General features: G+C 59.5%; 18 protein-coding genes. 12 read left to right on the top strand and 6 right to left on the bottom strand.

Annotated features, from left to right (window positions below; all coding sequences use genetic code 11):
• Positions 1–24: 24 nt before the first annotated feature.
• Positions 25–1,215 carry a Hint domain-containing protein gene (locus tag Q1B27_RS02350; RefSeq protein ID WP_299843036.1) on the bottom strand — a complete coding sequence of 397 codons (1,191 nt, stop codon included), beginning with the start codon at positions 1,213–1,215 and terminating at the stop codon, positions 25–27.
• A gap of 402 nt (positions 1,216–1,617) precedes the next feature.
• Here Q1B27_RS02350 and Q1B27_RS02345 point away from each other — a divergent pair, with 402 nt between their 5' ends.
• The 6 genes from Q1B27_RS02345 to Q1B27_RS02320 all read left to right on the top strand — a co-directional run bounded on the left by Q1B27_RS02345 (position 1,618) and on the right by Q1B27_RS02320 (position 7,432).
• Positions 1,618–2,568 carry a glycine betaine ABC transporter substrate-binding protein gene (locus tag Q1B27_RS02345; RefSeq protein WP_299843033.1) on the top strand — a complete coding sequence of 317 codons (951 nt, stop codon included), beginning with the start codon at positions 1,618–1,620 and terminating at the stop codon, positions 2,566–2,568.
• 132 nt (positions 2,569–2,700) lie between these two features.
• The gene (locus tag Q1B27_RS02340; protein WP_299843029.1) at positions 2,701–3,738 is read left to right on the top strand and encodes a glycine betaine/L-proline ABC transporter ATP-binding protein; all 1,038 of its coding nucleotides are present in this window, start codon (positions 2,701–2,703) and stop codon (positions 3,736–3,738) included.
• Positions 3,731–5,320, top strand: coding sequence for a proline/glycine betaine ABC transporter permease (locus Q1B27_RS02335; RefSeq protein WP_299843027.1), 1,590 nt, complete (start codon positions 3,731–3,733; stop codon positions 5,318–5,320). The genes Q1B27_RS02340 and Q1B27_RS02335 overlap by 8 nt, the downstream gene beginning before the upstream one ends.
• Positions 5,321–5,475: 155 nt before the next feature.
• Positions 5,476–6,471 carry an arginase family protein gene (locus Q1B27_RS02330; RefSeq protein ID WP_299843024.1) on the top strand — a complete coding sequence of 332 codons (996 nt, stop codon included), beginning with the start codon at positions 5,476–5,478 and terminating at the stop codon, positions 6,469–6,471.
• Positions 6,472–6,695: 224 nt separating this feature from the next.
• A complete protein-coding gene (locus Q1B27_RS02325) occupies positions 6,696–6,830 on the top strand; it encodes a hypothetical protein (RefSeq protein WP_299843020.1) in 135 nt (44 codons plus the stop codon).
• Positions 6,831–7,033: 203 nt separating this feature from the next.
• A complete protein-coding gene (locus tag Q1B27_RS02320) occupies positions 7,034–7,432 on the top strand; it encodes a DUF4112 domain-containing protein (protein WP_299843017.1) in 399 nt (132 codons plus the stop codon).
• Between the two features lie 55 nt (positions 7,433–7,487).
• Here the strand turns inward: Q1B27_RS02320 and ndk are convergent, their stop codons facing one another.
• On the bottom strand, positions 7,488–7,910 hold the full coding sequence (ndk, locus tag Q1B27_RS02315) for a nucleoside-diphosphate kinase (protein WP_085800163.1): 423 nt from the start codon (positions 7,908–7,910) through the stop codon (positions 7,488–7,490).
• Between the two features lie 133 nt (positions 7,911–8,043).
• Here ndk and Q1B27_RS02310 point away from each other — a divergent pair, with 133 nt between their 5' ends.
• Both Q1B27_RS02310 and Q1B27_RS02305 read left to right on the top strand, forming a co-directional pair.
• Entirely contained in the window at positions 8,044–9,897 is a 1,854-nt protein-coding gene (locus tag Q1B27_RS02310) for an ABC-F family ATP-binding cassette domain-containing protein (RefSeq protein WP_299843013.1), read from the top strand.
• A gap of 58 nt (positions 9,898–9,955) precedes the next feature.
• Entirely contained in the window at positions 9,956–10,486 is a 531-nt protein-coding gene (locus Q1B27_RS02305) for an OmpH family outer membrane protein (protein WP_299843010.1), read from the top strand.
• Positions 10,487–10,635: 149 nt separating this feature from the next.
• On the opposite strand, the gene Q1B27_RS02300 is transcribed toward Q1B27_RS02305, so the two are convergent.
• Positions 10,636–11,421, bottom strand: coding sequence for a metallophosphoesterase (locus tag Q1B27_RS02300; protein WP_299843008.1), 786 nt, complete (start codon positions 11,419–11,421; stop codon positions 10,636–10,638).
• Between the two features lie 131 nt (positions 11,422–11,552).
• Here Q1B27_RS02300 and Q1B27_RS02295 point away from each other — a divergent pair, with 131 nt between their 5' ends.
• The 4 genes from Q1B27_RS02295 (at position 11,553) to Q1B27_RS02280 (ending at position 13,976) form a co-directional block, all read left to right on the top strand.
• The gene (locus Q1B27_RS02295) at positions 11,553–12,170 is read left to right on the top strand and encodes a MarC family protein (protein ID WP_299843005.1); all 618 of its coding nucleotides are present in this window, start codon (positions 11,553–11,555) and stop codon (positions 12,168–12,170) included.
• Positions 12,171–12,228: 58 nt separating this feature from the next.
• On the top strand, positions 12,229–12,807 hold the full coding sequence (locus Q1B27_RS02290; protein WP_299843002.1) for a TIGR02281 family clan AA aspartic protease: 579 nt from the start codon (positions 12,229–12,231) through the stop codon (positions 12,805–12,807).
• A gap of 119 nt (positions 12,808–12,926) precedes the next feature.
• On the top strand, positions 12,927–13,364 hold the full coding sequence (locus Q1B27_RS02285; RefSeq protein WP_299842999.1) for a hypothetical protein: 438 nt from the start codon (positions 12,927–12,929) through the stop codon (positions 13,362–13,364).
• 15 nt (positions 13,365–13,379) lie between these two features.
• Positions 13,380–13,976, top strand: coding sequence for a rhodanese-like domain-containing protein (locus Q1B27_RS02280; protein WP_299842996.1), 597 nt, complete (start codon positions 13,380–13,382; stop codon positions 13,974–13,976).
• 235 nt (positions 13,977–14,211) lie between these two features.
• On the opposite strand, the gene Q1B27_RS02275 is transcribed toward Q1B27_RS02280, so the two are convergent.
• The 3 genes from Q1B27_RS02275 to Q1B27_RS02265 form a co-directional block, all read right to left on the bottom strand.
• Complete coding sequence (locus Q1B27_RS02275; protein WP_299842994.1) at positions 14,212–15,636, bottom strand: aldehyde dehydrogenase family protein; 1,425 nt, start codon at positions 15,634–15,636, stop codon at positions 14,212–14,214.
• A 140-nt stretch (positions 15,637–15,776) separates the two neighbouring features.
• The gene (locus Q1B27_RS02270) at positions 15,777–16,745 is read right to left on the bottom strand and encodes an NAD(P)-dependent oxidoreductase (RefSeq protein ID WP_299842991.1); all 969 of its coding nucleotides are present in this window, start codon (positions 16,743–16,745) and stop codon (positions 15,777–15,779) included.
• 49 nt (positions 16,746–16,794) lie between these two features.
• The gene (locus Q1B27_RS02265) at positions 16,795–17,241 is read right to left on the bottom strand and encodes a cupin domain-containing protein (RefSeq protein ID WP_299842988.1); all 447 of its coding nucleotides are present in this window, start codon (positions 17,239–17,241) and stop codon (positions 16,795–16,797) included.
• Positions 17,242–17,246: the final 5 nt, after the last annotated feature.

Below are 17,246 nucleotides of genomic sequence, written 5' to 3'. Positions count from 1 at the left end.
CGCCGCCCTTGACCCGCGCTCAGGTCATCCCCGACGGCGCGCATAGCCATAAAGGCCCCGGCGTCTGACCAGAGGATGGTCGGACGCGTCGCGCGCATCCCGTTCGGTCGCACCGGACGCGGCATATCGGATCAGGTCAGGCAGGAAGCCGCTGGCGGGCATGTCCAACGGATTCGCGCGCAGATGCCGCGCCAGGACCAGGCGCGCGGCCCCCACCGATAAACAGGGCAGCGCCGGGATTTCCATTTCGCCCGGAACAACCCGGCGCCCCAGGGCCTGTGACATCTGTTTCAGGGCCACGCATCCCAGAAAACGGGTAAAGACCGATCCCAGCAACAGCGATTCCGACGCCAGGTTATTGGCATAGACAACGCGGTGCGCATCGCACAGGAAATGATGCCAGGTGATCGTGCGCTTGCCGGCCATGAAACGGATACCCGGCAGATCGGTCAGCGCTTTAGCGGGCACCATCATCGGCTCGGCAAAGGCGTTTTCCAGCTGCCCGTTTGCGCCCACCACGATACGGTGCTGCCCTGAAACGATCAGATCCCGGTCCGGCAGGTCTGGCCCCAACGCCCCTGCCCGGATCTGCACCGGCTTGCGGTCCAACCCGACCTCCTCAAGCGATTGCGCGCCGGACCAGACCCAGCGAACCGGATGAACCTGCCCGTCATCGCTGCGCACCAGATCGCCCATGCGCAGGCTTTCAACCGGTTTGGGACCGGTCTCGGTGGCGATCAGCGTGCCGGGCGCATAGCAGGCCGGGATCGACCCGGAATTGGCCGAGCTCTGCCGGTAATAGCTTGATCCGCCATTATCCGACTGAAACGATTCATTCGGCCCGGTGGACCCAAGATTGGTGCTTGTCATGCCATCGGCAGGGCCTTCGGTCGCGGTGACCGTATTGCCGAAATAGGACAGAAACTGAACCACCGTACCGTCGCCATCAACCAATGCAACGGCACTGTCAGCATGAAAATTGCCCGCGCTGCTCCCGCTGGGAAATCCGAACGTGCTGTCATCCACGACATAGATGTCATGGCCGCTCATGGTGCCGGTCGACGACCCCAGTGGAAACGAGGATGCGACACTTCCGTCGCCATTATAGATATAGACCATGTATCCGGCGGGATCGGTGCCCCCCGGCAAGGCGACCTCGACAAACTCCTGTGAACTGTTGCCATAGGCCTGAAACTCGGAAATATACCCTGCCATCAAACTGCTCCATCGCGATATGCTGATGCACCTTCGGCCGGGAATGTTAAAACTCGCCAAAATCCAGACTTGAATTTGCGTAAAGTTTTAAACGACCCGCCCGGAACCACCTCTGCGCGCATTCCTTCGGATCGCCTGAAACTCCGATTTGAAAATTCGAAAATGCCGCACGAATGATACAGAAAATTTCACTATACAAAGTTTTCTGCCCCTGAAACACTTGCCACGGGCGCCCGCCTTGTGATCCTATCTCGCCAGGCAGGGATACATCTGCTCGCCGCTGACGCGGCACCAGGGAGAAAAAACAAAATAACGCTCACAAAACCAACATGTGAAATCCGCCTTCAGCGGATCAGAAAACGTCCGCGTCGCGCGGGCATCCAACGTAAGAGGAGATACGTAATGAAGAAACTTACCGCCCTGATGGGGTCTACCATGATGGCACTGGCCGCCCCTGCAATGGCCGCCGACATTGTCATCGGCGTGCCCAACTGGCCCTCGGTCAACGCCACTGCGCATATTCTGAAGGTCGCCATCGAACAGAATATGGGCCTTGAGGTCGAATTGCAGAACGGCACCAACCCGATCGTGTTCGAAGCGATGGACAGCGGTGCGATGCATGTCCACCCCGAGGTCTGGATGCCGAACCAGCAGAACCTGCACGACACCTATGTGAAGGACAAAGGCTCGGTCGCGATGAACCCCAACGGGGTCGAGGCATTCCAAGGCATGTGCGTGGATCAGGCCACGGCCGACAAGCACGGCATCACCTCGATCGACCAGCTGACCAACCCCGACATTGCTGCCCTTTTTGACAGCAATGGCGACGGCCAGGGCGAGCTTTGGATCGGCGCCCCGGGCTGGGCCTCGACCAACGTGGAAAAAATCCGCGCCAAATCCTATGGCTATGCTGAAACCATGGAACTGACCGAGATCGACGAGACCGTGGCCTATGCCAATCTCGACAACGCCATCAAGGCGGGTGATCCCTGGGCTGGCTTCTGCTACACGCCGCACTACGTCTTTGCCCTGCATGACATGCAGATCCTCGAAGAACCCGCCTATGACGCGGCCAAGTGGAACGTGACCCAGCCCACCGACGACCCCAACTGGCTTGAGATTTCCGATGCCGGCGTCGCCTGGGATCTGGCCTATCTTCACGTCCACTACGCCAAGGGCCTTGAGGAATCGCATCCCGACGTCGCCAAGATGCTGTCGAACGTCAAATTTGACACCGACACCGTCTCGGCCATGACCTACGCGCTGGTGATCGACAAGCAGGAACCGCTTGCCTACGCCGAAGAATGGGTTGCCGCGAACGAAGACGCCGTTCTGGGCTGGATGTCCGAGTGATCCTCGCCCAACAGCCAGGATAACAAGACAGGCCGCTGGGGGACCGGCGGCCTGAATCATATCAGAGTATGCGCGATGTCCGAGAGCAAGACCGGAGACGGTTTTCCCGGCATCGCTCTCAGGGGGAGAGATATGAGCGAAACTGTCGTCAAACTGACGGATGTGTGGAAGATTTTCGGCCAGCGCGCCGACGAAGCCATGGCCGCCGTCCAGAAGGAAGGCATCGGCAAGCCCGAAGTGCTGGACCGTTTTGGCTGCGTCGTCGGCGTCCAGGGGGCCAGTTTCGATGTCCCGCGCGGAGAGATCTTCTGCATCATGGGCCTCAGCGGCTCGGGCAAATCCACGCTGGTGCGCCACATCAACCGGCTGATCGAACCCACCGCGGGCAAGATCGAAATCCTCGGCAAGGATGTCCAGTCGCTGGGCGAGGCGGAACTGCGCCGCATCCGCGCCCAGCAGATCGGCATGGTGTTCCAGCACATGGCGCTGATGCCGCACCGCTCGGTGCGGGATAATGTGGCCTATCCCCTTGAAATCCGTAAGGTTCCCAAATCGAAACGCTGGGCGATCTCGGATCATGCCCTCGGGCTTGTCGACCTCACCGGCTATGAGGATCGGCTGCCCAAAGAGCTTTCCGGTGGCATGCAGCAACGCGTCGGCATCGCCCGCGCACTCGCCTCGGACCCCGAGATCCTGCTGATGGACGAGCCGTTTTCCGCGCTCGATCCGCTCATCCGCCTGCAATTGCAGGACCAGTTCAAGGCGCTGGTGGCGCAGCTTCAGAAAACCACGCTCTTCATCACCCATGACCTTGACGAGGCGATCCGCATCGGCCACCGCATCGCCATCATGAAGGACGGTGTGATCGTCCAGATCGGCACGCCCGAGGATATCGTGATGAACCCCGCCGATGAATATGTCCGCGAATTCGTGCAGGGCATTTCCAAGCTCAAACTGGTCAAGGCCCATTCGATCATGGAACCGCTGGACAAGGCCACCGGATCGCTTGACGGTGCCCCGCGCGCCGATCACGGGGCCGATCTGGACCAGTTGATCGACCTCGCCGTCACCACCGAACAGCCCGTCGTCATCACCGATGGCGGCAATGATGTGGGCATCGTCACCAAACCGCGCCTGCTGCGCGGCATTCAGGGGGGTAAAGATGACTGATACGACATCTGAACTCAAAGTCACCGCCGCCTCGGATATCGAGGTCGATCGCGACGCGCTCGATAATTCGATCAGAGAGTTTGCCGAGGTCAATGGCGACTATTATATCGGCGCCTTCCACAAGATCCACGACGCCACCGGCGTGCTGCCTAACACGTTCAACCTCTGGGCCGCCGTGCTGGGTCCGCTCTGGGCCGCAAGCCGGGCCATCTGGGGCATGTTCTGGACCTTCCTCATCCTCGAGGTGATCGCCTGGGTCCAGATTGGCCGGGGCTGGTGGGGCAATCCCGGCGCCGACATGGCCGATCGCGCCGCCCGTCAGGGCGCTCGCGCGCAGGAACTGCTGGACAAGGCCGCCGCTGCAACCGAACAATCCGACATCGACCGGTTCAACAAGCTGGCCAGCAACATTCAGGCCGCCGCCGACAAAAGCATGGAACAGGCCAACGCCGCCCAGTCCGAGGCGTTCGGCATCATGATGACCGGCTTCCTGCTGCTGTTGTTCTTCAAGCTGGTGCAGGGCTTCTATGCCGACCGCGCCTATGAAAAACAATATTCCAACTGGCGGATCGACCCCGACAATACCGAAAGCGGACGGTTGCAGCGCAATACCGTCATGGGGGCGATCCTGACCGCCGCCATCGGGCCGCTCATCGTCTACAAGTTCACCGTCAACCAGTCACTCGCCCTGCTCGACAAATTCCCCGAGGAAAGCGCCTCGGCCCTGTTTCTGGGCGAAGGCAATGGCACGCTCTTTTCACGGCTCGCCAGCTGGATGGAGGCGCGTATCGACGGTGCCGCCGCCGCCGGGGGCGATGTGTTTGACGGCATCGTGACGGGCGTGCGCACCGTGCTCGACGCGCTGACATTGGCGCTCAACGGCTCTCCGTGGCCGGTGGTCATGCTGGTGATCTGTGTCACCGCCTGGCGCGCCGCTGGCCCCCGCGTGGCGATCTTCACCGCCGCCGCCTTGGCCTATACCTCCCTGCTGGGGTATTGGGAGGTGGCGATGGAAACCGTGGCGCTTGTGGGCGCGTCGGTGATCCTCTGCGTGGTGATCGGCATTCCGCTGGGCATCTGGTTCGGCAAATCCCGCCGTGCCTACAAGGCCGCCGAACCGGTGCTTGATCTGATGCAGACCCTGCCCGCCTTCGTCTACCTCATTCCGATCATCGCGTTTTTTGGCACCGGCAACCCGCCGGGCATTCTGGCCACGATCATCTTCGGCATGCCGCCGGTCATTCGCCTGACCGCCCTTGGCATGCGCGGCGTGCCCGAAAGCATCAAGGAGGCCGCCGTGGCCTTCGGCGCATCCCGCTGGCAATTGCTCAAGGATGTGGAAATTCCGCTGGCGCTCCCGTCGATCATGACCGGGGTCAACCAGACCATCCTGATGTGCCTGTCGATGGTCGTCATCATCTCACTCATCGGCGGTGGTGGACTGGGCAAGGAAATCCTCGAGGCACTGCAATACGCCGCCAAGGGTCCGGGGCTGCTGGGCGGTTTCGCCATCCTCTTCCTCGCCATGGTGATGGACCGCATCGTACAGGGTGCGTTCCGCCGCGAAGATCAGAAAGACTGACGATGCCCCGTCCCGGCGCGTTCCAAAACGCGCCGGGGCAGGATTTCCGTACGTCCCGTCCGCCACCATTGCCAAACCGCGCGATTTCCGTACGTTTCGGGCGTACATTCCGTCCGCTTTGTACGTTTCACCCCTGCCACTGACCGAGGCCCGCCATGACCGATCCCTATCAGAAATCCATGATGGACAACCTTTACTGGTGGGGCATCCCGACGATGTTCCGTTGCCCCAACGAAGGCCCTGAAAACAAGGACATAGCCCTTGTCGGCGTGCCTCATTCCACCGGCAACGGCACCACCGAGCGGGATCAGCATCTGGGCCCCCGCGCCCTGCGCCATGTCTCTGCTGTGCAGCGCCGGGTACATTCGATCTTTGGCGTAGACCCTTGGAATAGTTGCAAAATTTCGGATGTGGGTGACGTGCCGTTCCCCCGCGCTAACGACAACGAAGACTGCATTCAGCAGATCACCGACTTCTATACCGAGATCGACCAGACCGGTGCCCGACCCGTCTCCGTGGGTGGAGATCACTCGATCACCGGCGGCATTGTGCAGGCCCTGGGATGCGGAACCCTTGCGCAAAATCAACCGGTTAGCTTTCTGCACCTGGATGCCCATACAGATGTGTTCACCAAGGTCGATCACTTCCTCGGCGCCAAGAAATCCGCCGCCCATTGGGGCGCCTACCTCGCCGATCAGGGCAAGGTCGATCCGTCGCGTTCCATGCAGATCGGATTGCGCGGCCACCCCCGTAGCCTCGATTGGCTGCAACCCTCCTATGATTACGGCTACAACATTGTAACTATGAGAGAATTTCGCGAACGCGGCCTTGCGGATGTGGTAGCGCAAACAAAAAAAGTGCTCGGCGACAGGCCCGTCTACATCACATTTGATCTCGACTGTCTCGACCCCACAATCGCCCCCGCCGTGTCAAATCTCGAACCCGGCGAAAAGGGTTTCGACATCGACGAAGCCGTCGGCATCCTGCGCGCCGCCCGTGGCCTCAATATCATTGGCGGCGATGTCGTTTGCATGATGCCAACCAAGGATTCTCCCAATAATATCACAGCCTTAACCGCCGCTGCCGTAATGTTCGAAATGATCTCGATGATTGCCGAAAATTGCGCAAACGCCCAAGCTGACGCAAGTTAATTTCTTGCCCACGCAAAGTGCACGGCGTTAATCCTTGCCTCACGCCTACTGGTTAAACTTCGTTACAAATGTGCCTCACATTGCAGTGATGCAACAAAACTTGTCTGGTTTTGGCCCCAATTTTGGCTCAGACTTGGGTCACTGTCTGCAAGTGTACATTGTAACCGGGCTCGTTCAGCCCACACCAGGCTGGATGGCTGCCCCCAGGAAAAAGGAGCAGACCAATGGCATCAGCCAATCCTCAAACCCCGCCCACCAAGGACGAGAACAAACCCGCGAGCATGGGTATTCAACCCCGTCCGGGCACATACAGACCCAAACCGACACCGATGGTTTTCACCGATTTCGCCAGTATCTGAACCGCTGGTATCTGTTGTTTTGGACGAGTAACGACGCTTTTTTCAGCGTCGATCCTGCCGAAAGAAGTTTGGCAGGGATACGTTAACTAAATACCTTAATTTACTGCTTTTAAACGTTAACTCTCCAGATACATACGCGAAAACCTCTCAATTTCGGGCGGTCATAACTTAAAATTCCGCTACAGCATACATATGTATACTGTATGAGGGAAACTTTTCAGCAAGACCTGGATACCGAGCTTGCCCGGCTCAGGAAAATTGCGCGGCGGCTTGATGCTCTCTTCCGTATCCCCGGCACGCGGCTGACCGTCGGCATCGACAACCTGCTGGGGTTTCTGCCCGTGATCGGCGACGCCGCCGCGCTGGCCCCGGCCCTATGGCTGGTCTGGAAGGCGCGGCAGTTGGGGGCAACGCCCGGGGCGCAGATCGTCATGCTAGGGAATCTGGCCATCGACACTATCATCGGCTCCGTCCCCCTGATCGGTGACCTGTTCGATATCGCCTATAACGCCAATATCCGTAACGTCCGCCTGCTCGAAGCCAACCTAGCCAAGCGCACCAGCCGCGCGCAGTCGATCATGCGCACCGAACTGACGCCATGAAAAAGGGCGGTCGCATCCGCATACGCCGCCCCCGATCGTTTAGATGGAACCCGGCTTAGCCAACCAGTTCCAGACCCGAGAAAAAGTAAGCGATTTCAACCGCTGCCGTCTCAGGCGCGTCCGATCCGTGGACCGAGTTTTCGCCGACGGATTCAGCAAATTCGGCGCGGATCGTGCCGGGGGCCGCGTCCGCAGGATTGGTGGCGCCCATGACTTCACGGTTTTTGGCGATCGCGCCCTCGCCTTCCAGCACCTGCACCACAACCGGCTCCGAGGCCATGAACTCGCACAGTTCGCCGTAGAACGGACGTTCGGCATGCACGGCATAGAAAACGCCCGCCTGCGCCGGGGTCAGGTGAATGCGCTTCTGTGCCACGATCCGCAGACCCGCGTCTTCAAACTTGGCATTGATCTTGCCGGTCAGGTTACGTTTGGTTGCATCGGGTTTGATGATGCTCAGCGTGCGTTCGACAGCCATGTCAGCCTCTTCTCAGTTAAGTTCTGGTCGGGCCCAATGCCCGCCCCTTCAGGATTGCGGCCCCCCTAACACGGGTAAACGCAGTTGAAAAGCCGCGATTGACGGCGCCTCTGCAATACGGCACACCGCGCCCATGTTACGCATCAATGACATCTCCTATGCCGTCGCGGGCCGCCCGCTGATCGAGCATGCCAGTGCCTCGATCCCCGAGGGCCACAAGGTCGGCATCGTCGGCCGCAACGGCACCGGTAAGACCACGCTCTTTCGCCTGATCCGGGGGGAACTGGCGCTGGAAACCGGCGAGATCACCCTGCCCACCCGCGCCCGCATCGGCGGCGTTGCGCAGGAGGTGCCGGGCAACGAGGTGTCGCTGATCGACACGGTGCTGGCCGCCGATACCGAACGCGCGCAGCTTTTGGCAGAATCCGAAACTGCCGAGGACGCGGCGCGCATCGCTGACATCCAGACCCGGCTGGCGGATATCGACGCCTGGTCCGCCGAGGCGCGCGCCTCCTCGATCCTGCGCGGCCTGGGCTTTACCAGCGACGAACAGCGTATGCCCTGCTCAGCCTTCTCGGGCGGCTGGCGGATGCGCGTGGCCCTGGCCGCGGTTCTGTTCGCGCAACCCGATCTGCTGCTGCTGGACGAACCCACCAACTACCTCGACCTCGAAGGGGCGCTGTGGCTGGAAAGCTACCTGGCGCGCTATCCCCATACCGTCCTGATCGTCAGCCATGACCGCGAGCTTCTGAACCGCGCCGTCGGGTCGATCCTGCATCTCGAAGACCGCAAGCTGACGCTGTATCAGGGCAATTACGAGACGTTCGCCGAAACCCGTGCCGCCCGTCTGCTGGCCGCCGAATCCGAGGCCCGCAAGCAAGAGGCCCGCCGCGCCCACCTGCAAAGCTTTGTCGACCGGTTCCGCGCCAAGGCCAGCAAGGCGGTGCAGGCGCAGTCGCGGCTCAAGATGATCGCCAAGCTGAAACCGATCACCTCGCCGAAAGAGGCAGCGCTCAAGCGTTTCACCTTCCCCGAGCCCGAGGAACTTTCGCCGCCGATCATTCATGTCGAAGGCGGCGTGATCGGCTATGATGACAAACCGGTGCTGTCGCGGCTTGATCTGCGGATTGATCAGGATGACAGGATCGCCCTTCTGGGCCGCAACGGCGAGGGCAAATCGACGCTGTCGAAACTACTGTCGGACCGGCTGCCGCTGATGCAGGGCCGCAAGACGCAGGCCACGAAACTGCGGGTCGGCTATTTCGCCCAGCATCAGGTCGACGAATTGCATGTGGACGAAACCCCGATCGACCATATCCGCCGCCTGCGCCCAGATGAGGCCCCGGCAAGGCTGCGCGCCCGGCTTGGCGGCTTTGGCATCGGATCAGAACAGGCCGAAACGCTGGTCGGCAAACTGTCGGGCGGGCAGAAGGCGCGGCTGTCGCTGATGATCGCCACCATCGACGCGCCGCATATGCTCATTCTCGACGAGCCCACCAACCACCTTGATATCGAAAGCCGCGAGGCATTGGTCGAGGCGCTGACCGCCTATTCAGGCGCGGTCATTCTGGTTAGCCACGATATGCATCTGCTGGGCCTTGTCGCGGACCGGCTGTGGCTGGTCAAGGACGGTGCGGTCAATCCCTATGACGGCGATCTGCAAACCTATCGCAACATGCTTCTGGGCAACGACAAACCCGCCAAACCCAACGCCAAGGCCAAACCCGTCAAGCGCCCCACGCGCGAGGCCGTCATGGCCCGGCGACAGGAGGTCCGCAAATGCGAGGAGCGGGTTGAGAAACTGAACGAAATGCGCGACCGCGTGGCCGAAAAACTGGCCAACCCGCGCATGTATGATGAAGACAACGTTGTCGAGGCGACGAAATGGCAGAAAAAATACAGCGAGGTCATGGATGCGCTGGATCGTGCCGAAGCGCTGTGGATGAAGGCGCTGGAAAAGCTGGAACAGGTTGAATCCAAGATTTAAGCCGCTACGTTGGCCGAAACCCGCGTTCGCGCGCCCCAAAATCTGACTGGAGCTTTCCATGACCCCCCGATCCCTCGCCCTTGCCAGCGTGCTTGCCGTCTCTTTGCTCGGCAGTACCGTCGCCCCGCAAACGGCCCTCGCCCAGGAAGAGCCGATCAAGATCGCCGTGGTAAACATGGATCAGGTGATCGCCCAATCCGCCGCCGGCTCTGCCCTGAACGAAAAACTGAAAGCGTTTCAGCAAGAAGCCCAAGGTCAGGTCGAAGAGCAGCAAAAACGCATTCAGGAATTGCGCCAGAAGGTCTCGGACGGTGTGAACAGCGAAGATCAGGCGCAGCTTTTGAACCTGCAAAAGCAGTTTGAAGACGCCAGCCTGCAATTGCGCCGTTTCCGCGATGACAAGGCCCGAGAGGCTCAGAAGATCCAGTCGGAAGGGCTGCAGGAAATCGAAAAACAGTTCGAACCGGTCTTTGCTGCGATCCAGGAAGAGTTTGACTATGACCTGATCCTGAACCAGCAATCGGGCGTGGTCATGATGGTCGGTGAACGGATCAACATCACCCAGACGGTGATCGACCGCTTGCAATAACGCCACTGGCGCGCATCAGCCGGACATCTGCACGCATCGCGTGTGGGTCACAGGTGTGGGCTGCCTGACACTGACTTTAACCCATATTCTTCAGGCGATGGCAGTTCTACCCCGGCCCGGGCGGCTGACAGGAGGGAAACATTGTAGTGTCATCTGACCCCCTCCTCGGCGTCGCAAAATTGCTCATATTGCAATAATACACCCCCATCCTTCATATGGATCACCCCCAAAGCGGGGGCTTCTCGGGCGGGCGCGAAACTGTCCCAGTCCCAGGCGGGTACCGGCGGCGGGGCTTGATAGAGCACCGCACGCATGGTGGCAAAAGGCATTCCCCGTATATTGCCGGTAATCGGACGGTGCACATGACCAATGCACAACTGACGCACATTGGGATGTTCTGCCAGCAAATCCAGCAGCGCTTCGCCTTCGGCCAGCCGGTCGGAATCCTGCATCGGCAACCCAAGCGCCATCGGTGGATGGTGCATGAAAATCAACGCAGGCATCCCGACATTCCGCGCCAGACAATCATGCAGCCATGCCTGCCGCGCCGCACAGAAAGACCCGCCATCAGCCCCCGGCGTAAGTGTATCCAGACAGACGATCAAACCCACATCAGTGGTCATCGCATATTGCACGAAATCTGACATTCCACCCGTTGGCACCGGCAGCAACGCTCGAACCAGCGCACGGTCGTCATGATTGCCCACCATTGGCAACCAAGGCATCGCCAGCTTGTCCAGCCCGGCCCGAACCGCGCGATAATCGGCAGCCGTGGCCCGATCCACCAGATCACCGGACACCACGCAACACGCCGCGTCCAGATGCTGAGCATTTACATGCGCAACAGCCATATCCAGCCGTTGCTGCGGATCATGGCCCTGCACCAGGCCTTCCGCCACAAAATGCAGATCGGAAAGCCAGATCAATTTCGTCATCAAGAATACTCCTTGCGCCTCATGATCCGCACCCTAGCAACCTCTACCTGTTCGGCAAATCCCAAGATCATACTTGGCAATCTGCCCCATCCATGATGAAAGAGGACCAGTACCCAAAAATATTGGCCTCAATGGACACCGCCTTTCTCATCACTGCTTTTGTCACGTTTTTCGTGATCGTCGACCCGCCGGGCCTGACGCCAATGTTCCTGGCGCTCACCCAGGGTATGAGCCAGGAACGTCGCCGGGCCATCGCCCTCAGGGCGTGCCTGACTGGCGCAGGCCTGTTGATTGCCTTTGCCGCCTTTGGCGAGAAGCTTCTGGGCGTGATCGGCATCTCGATGCACGCTTTCCGGATCGCTGGCGGCCTGCTGTTGTTCTTGACAGCGCTCGACATGCTCTTCGAACGCCGCAGCAAGCGCCGTGAGGATCGCGCGGAAGAGGACGATCACGAAGACCCGTCGATCTTCCCCCTCGCCATTCCGTTGATCGCCGGACCGGGTGCCATAGCCTCGGTCATTCTGCTGGCCGGACAGCAGCCCGGCTGGGCCGGTTTCGGCGCCGTCGTCGGCGTCATGCTCAGCGTTTTGCTGATGGTCTATCTCTGCTTTCTGGCCGCATCGTTCTTTGAGCGTCTTCTGGGCAAGACCGGCATCGTCGTCCTGACCCGTATCCTGGGCATGCTGCTGGCCGCATTGGCGGTACAATTCGTGTTGGACGGCATAAAGGGCTTCGGCTTTGGCGGCTGATCTGGCACGCCCGGTGTTGCGCCCCTATATCTGACCCGCTGACAACCCCGAGGCGCTTATGGACGAATTCGATACCGCACATCTGATCTACCTGATCATGCTCGGCTGCGCCGTCGTATTCTGGTTTGTCGCCTCCAACCGGGACAAACTCGGCACTGTTGTGCAGCAAGCGTTGATCTGGGGGTTGATCTTTATCGGCGTGATCGCGGCCATCGGCCTTTGGGACGATATCCGCAGCACGGTCCTGCCCAGTCAAAGCGTATCGGGCGCGGGCCGTATCGAACTGCCCCGCCACCCTGACGGGCATTATTACCTGACCGCAACGGTAAATGGCGAAGCAATCGAATTTGTCGTCGACACCGGTGCGACCGATATCGTCCTGACCCGGGAAGATGCGCGCAACGCGGGTCTCAATCCCGACGACCTGGCCTATTCCGGCACCGCCCTGACCGCGAACGGAGTGGTTGCAACCGCCCCGGTGCGCCTTGAGACCGTGGAAATCGGCCCGATCCGCGACACGGATATCAGGGCCGTGGTCAATGGCGGTGAGCTGGATCAGTCGCTTCTTGGAATGAGTTATCTGCAACGTTATTCCAGCGTCGAAATCACCAATGGCACGCTGGTTCTGCGCCGCTAGAGTAAATCATATTCTGTTTTTTGAATTTGTTTGACGCAGATCAATGTCTTTGCGTCTGGGTGGGCGCATATCTCCGCTTGAAACGTGACCCACAAATTCAGGTTAAATCGGAGAACCCCATGCGCAAACTTCTGTCAGCCGCCACCATCGCCGCCGCCTCGCTATGCAGCCTGCCAGCACAAGCAAGCGATCAGGCCGACCTTGTCACCGTCCTGACCAGCGAAGAGCCGCAAACCCAGCTGATGAGCATGGTGTTGACCATGCAGGCCTTAAAACAGGGCGCAAGCACCTATGTCCTGTTATGTGGCCCGGGAGGTGATCTGGCGCTGAAAGATGCGCCCGAGGCCGCGACAGCGCCGCAAAAATCCAAGGGGATGAGTCCACAAGGCTTGATGCAGAAGATTATCGCCAGCGGTGGCACGGTTGAGGTCTGCGCGATCTACCTGCCCAACAAAGGCACCGACGCCAGCAGCCTGATCGACGGCGTGACCGTTGCCAAGCCCCCGGCAATGGCGAGCCGTCTTCTGGGTGAACACACCCGCATCCTGTCCTTCTGATCCCGGAGGAAACCCATGTTACGCCACTACCTCTTCTTACCGTTCATGGCGCTGGCCATCGGCTTGGCCGCAACGTCGGCCCATGCCGCCTCTGAACCCAAAGATCCGGCCAAGCGGACCGCCTGGGGGCTCTACCTGACCGCCAGCGAGGCCTATGAAATGAAACAGGAGCGCGGCAACGCCGTGCTTTTCGTTGATGTACGCGAACCGGTCGAGATCATGTTCACGGGCTATACGGACGTGATCGACGTGAACGTGCCTTACCTTCTGGTCAACCCTGCCAAATGGAACGCCAACAAGCCCGTTTTTGCGATGGAACCCAACCCTGATTTCACCAGCGGCATCGCCAAGGCGCTTGCGGACCGGGGGCTTGATGCCACGACTCCGGTGATCCTGATGTGCCGATCCGGCGGCACGCGCGGTGCGCCCTCGGCCATTGCGCTGGAATCCCTCGGGCTGGAACAGGTTTATGTGGTCGTCGATGGGTTTGAGGGCAGCGCCGTCAAGGATCATCCGAACGGGCCATGGCGGCTGAAAAACGGCTGGAAAAACTCAGGGCTACCGTGGAGCTATAAGCTTAACCCCGACAAGATCCACACCCGGCCAGAGTAAATCTTCGGCGGTTCAAGCACGCCCATCAACAGCAAGGAGAATTGGAACCGATCCCCTTGCGAAACTGAAACATTAAAAGGGCGGCGACGAACCTGAAAGGCGATTGCAACGGCGCTCAATCGCAATCTGGTGAGGCATCGCCCTATCAAGCTGCACGGAATATAAAGCAAGTGTGCGTGGCTCATCGCTATTTTGGCCACGGTTCCGCGAAAAACCCTTTTCTACCCAGCTTTCTTCAGCCGAAATGCAGAGTTTTGATTTCCTGATAATCTTCCAACCCCAGCAGGCCACCCTCGCGACCATTGCCTGATTGTTTATATCCCCCGAAGGGTGAGCCATAGTTGAACACACCGCCATTGATATGAATGGCACCGGCCCGCAAACGGGCGGCCACACGTTCGGCACGGTCCATGTCTTTGGTCTGCAAATAGGCCGCCAATCCGTAGGGCGTGTCATTCGCCATCCGGACCGCCTCATCCTCATTGTCAAACGGCGTGATGACCAAGACCGGGCCAAAGATTTCTTCCTGTGCCACACGCATCTCGTTGCGCACATCGGCAAAGATCGTGGGCTTGACGTACCAGCCCACCTCGAAACCATTGGGTTTGCCAAGGCCACCCGTCAACAGCCGGGCACCTTCGTCTAACCCGACATCGATCATGGTCTGAACACGGTCATATTGCATCCGGTCGAACATCGGACCCAGATGATCGCCCTCTTCGGCGGGGTCGCCCAGCTTGATGCTTTCGGCCGTGGTCTTTGCGATCTCCAGCGCGCGGTCATAGACATCACGCTCGACCAGCAGACGGGTCGGGGCATCGCAAGACTGACCGGTATTGAACATGCATTCGAGAACCGATCCCGCAACCCGCGCATCAAGATCGCAATCGGCAAAAACGATGTTGGGAGATTTACCGCCAAGTTCCAGTGTCACGCGCTTGACCGTGTCGGCGGCATTCTTGGTGATGGCGATGCCCGCGCGGGTCGATCCGGTAAAGGACATCATCTGGATATCCGGGTGGCCTGACATCGCCGCCCCTGCCACGGTACCGTCGCCATGAATGAGGTTGAAGACCCCTGCCGGATACCCGGCTTCGTGAATAATCTCGGCATATACCATTGCCGAAACCGGAGTATGTTCCGAAGGCTTGAGCACGCAGGTGCACCCGGTTGCCAGTGCGGGCACGACCTTGAGCGCGATCTGGTTGATTGGCCAGTTCCAGGGGGTGATCAACCCGCAAACGCCAACGGGCTCGCGCACCAGGATGTCACCGTTTCCCAGATCCTCGCGATCGTCCTGTGCTTTTAGTACAGCAATGAACCCTTCCAGATGACCGAGGCCCGAGGCCGCCTGAGCTTCGCGGGCCATTGTCATGGGCGCACCCATCTCTTCGCTCATGGCCCGGGCCAGATCGCCGAGACGCCTTGTTGACACGTCAAGCAACCGTTCAAGCAGGTCGATACGCTCTTGCTTTCCGGTCTGCGAAAATCCCTCGAACGCCGTCTTGGCGGCGGCCACGGCGCGGTCCACATCCGCCTCATTGGCCAGTATAATTTCGCCAATCTGCGCCTCGTTTGCCGGGTTGAGAACCGGAAAGGATCGGTCAGATTCTGGGGTGACCCAAGCGCCGTCCACATAGAATTTGGTGAGGTTTCGCATGGCAGCATTCCGTTCGATTTGTCATGGCATAGCACCCAGAAACACAGTCTTGACCTCAGTAACCGGGTACCGAGGGTCCAGCACAGGCCGCGACGGACAAAGCACCGCACGATCCCCCAAACCCTTTCTGGTGCAACTGGTTACTCTGCTGCCTGAGCACGGGGCGAACCTTGTGGGATAACTTCATACCCGGCCTCTTCAGGCTCATCATCCGCCATCTGGGACGGAAAGCCGGGGGCAAGGATCGACAGACCCGTCGCATCTTCGAGCCGCCGTATAATGTTGGGCGACAATTCCCTGTCCCCATAGCGCGCGATGCCATCTTCGAAAATCTGACAGATCAAAGGCGAGATTTCCAACGGCACATTGTTCCGCTCGGCAATGCTCTGGAACAGGCCTACGTCCTTTTTCACCAGGTCCATGGTAAAGGAAATATCACGTGAACCGTTCAGAATGACCTGGCTTTCGGTGACATGAGAGAAACTGTTGCCCGAGGAAATCTTGATCGCCTCATAGGCCGTGTTCAGGTCCATACCGGCGGCTTTCGCGGTCACCAGGGCCTCGGCATTGGCCGCAAGGTGGACCGTCGCCAGGTAATTCGTCAGCACCTTCAGCATCGAGGCCGAACCAAGTTCGCCGGTATGCAGGATACGCCGCCCCATTGTCTTGAGCAGCGGCAGAATACGTTCAAAGGTTGCGCGATCGCAGCCCGCAAAGATCGAGATATTGCCAGTATCAGCGCGGTGACACCCGCCCGAGACGGGGCAATCCACAGCCGCACCGCCTGCCTCAATCACGATACTCCCAAGACGTTCGGCCTCGGCCTGATCGGTGGTCGACATCTCAAGCCATATCTTGCCCTCTTTCACTTCTGGCAGCATTTCCTGCATCACTGCATCCGAGGCGGCAGGGGATGGCAGGCAGGTGATCACCGCATCGCAGGTGCGCATCAACTCGGCGGGGGTCGCAACGGTCTTGGCGCCTTTGGCCACCGCCGCATCGACCAAATCGCGGTTCAGATCAAGCACCGTCAGATCAATGCCATTGCGCAGCAGACTGCCTGACAGTTTGCCCCCGACATTACCAAGACCAATAAATCCAACTTTCATTTTGCTTTCCTTTTCTGTTTTTGGGCGGCAGCACAAACAGCAACACAGATCAGGCGCAAAACCTGTACTCGATCGCCGAAAAAGCGTCCTCACCGAAGCCGTAGACAAATTTCAAACCCTCCGGCCCTGCCACAACACCGTGTTCGACATCCGAGGGGATAAATACGGCTGATCCGGGTTCAATCGGGTAATCAACGCCATCCATCGCCACGATACCGGATCCGGCGGTGCAGAAGTAAAACTCAGGCGTTGTGTGTCGGTGCGGGTGCAAAAGCCCCTCAGGCGGAAAAGTGGCGACCCCGAGGATCAGACCATTCGAGTCCGTTTTGTCGCCTGAAATCAGGGTTTGCCATGTGACATTGCCAAAGGTGGGATCAAACCCGCCTTCCACCGGTTCATCTGCAAGATCGACGACGAAACCGGCGCCTAGTACGGCGGGTTTTTCTGTCAAGTTGGCGACGCGATCACCAATCCGGTCGGGCGAGAGAGCTGGCATGAAAA

Source organism: uncultured Roseovarius sp. (genome assembly GCF_947489715.1).
Taxonomy (GTDB): Bacteria; Pseudomonadota; Alphaproteobacteria; order Rhodobacterales; family Rhodobacteraceae; genus Roseovarius.
Note: the sequence above shows the minus strand (reverse complement) of the source record. Positions and strands in the feature narration are given on the sequence as shown.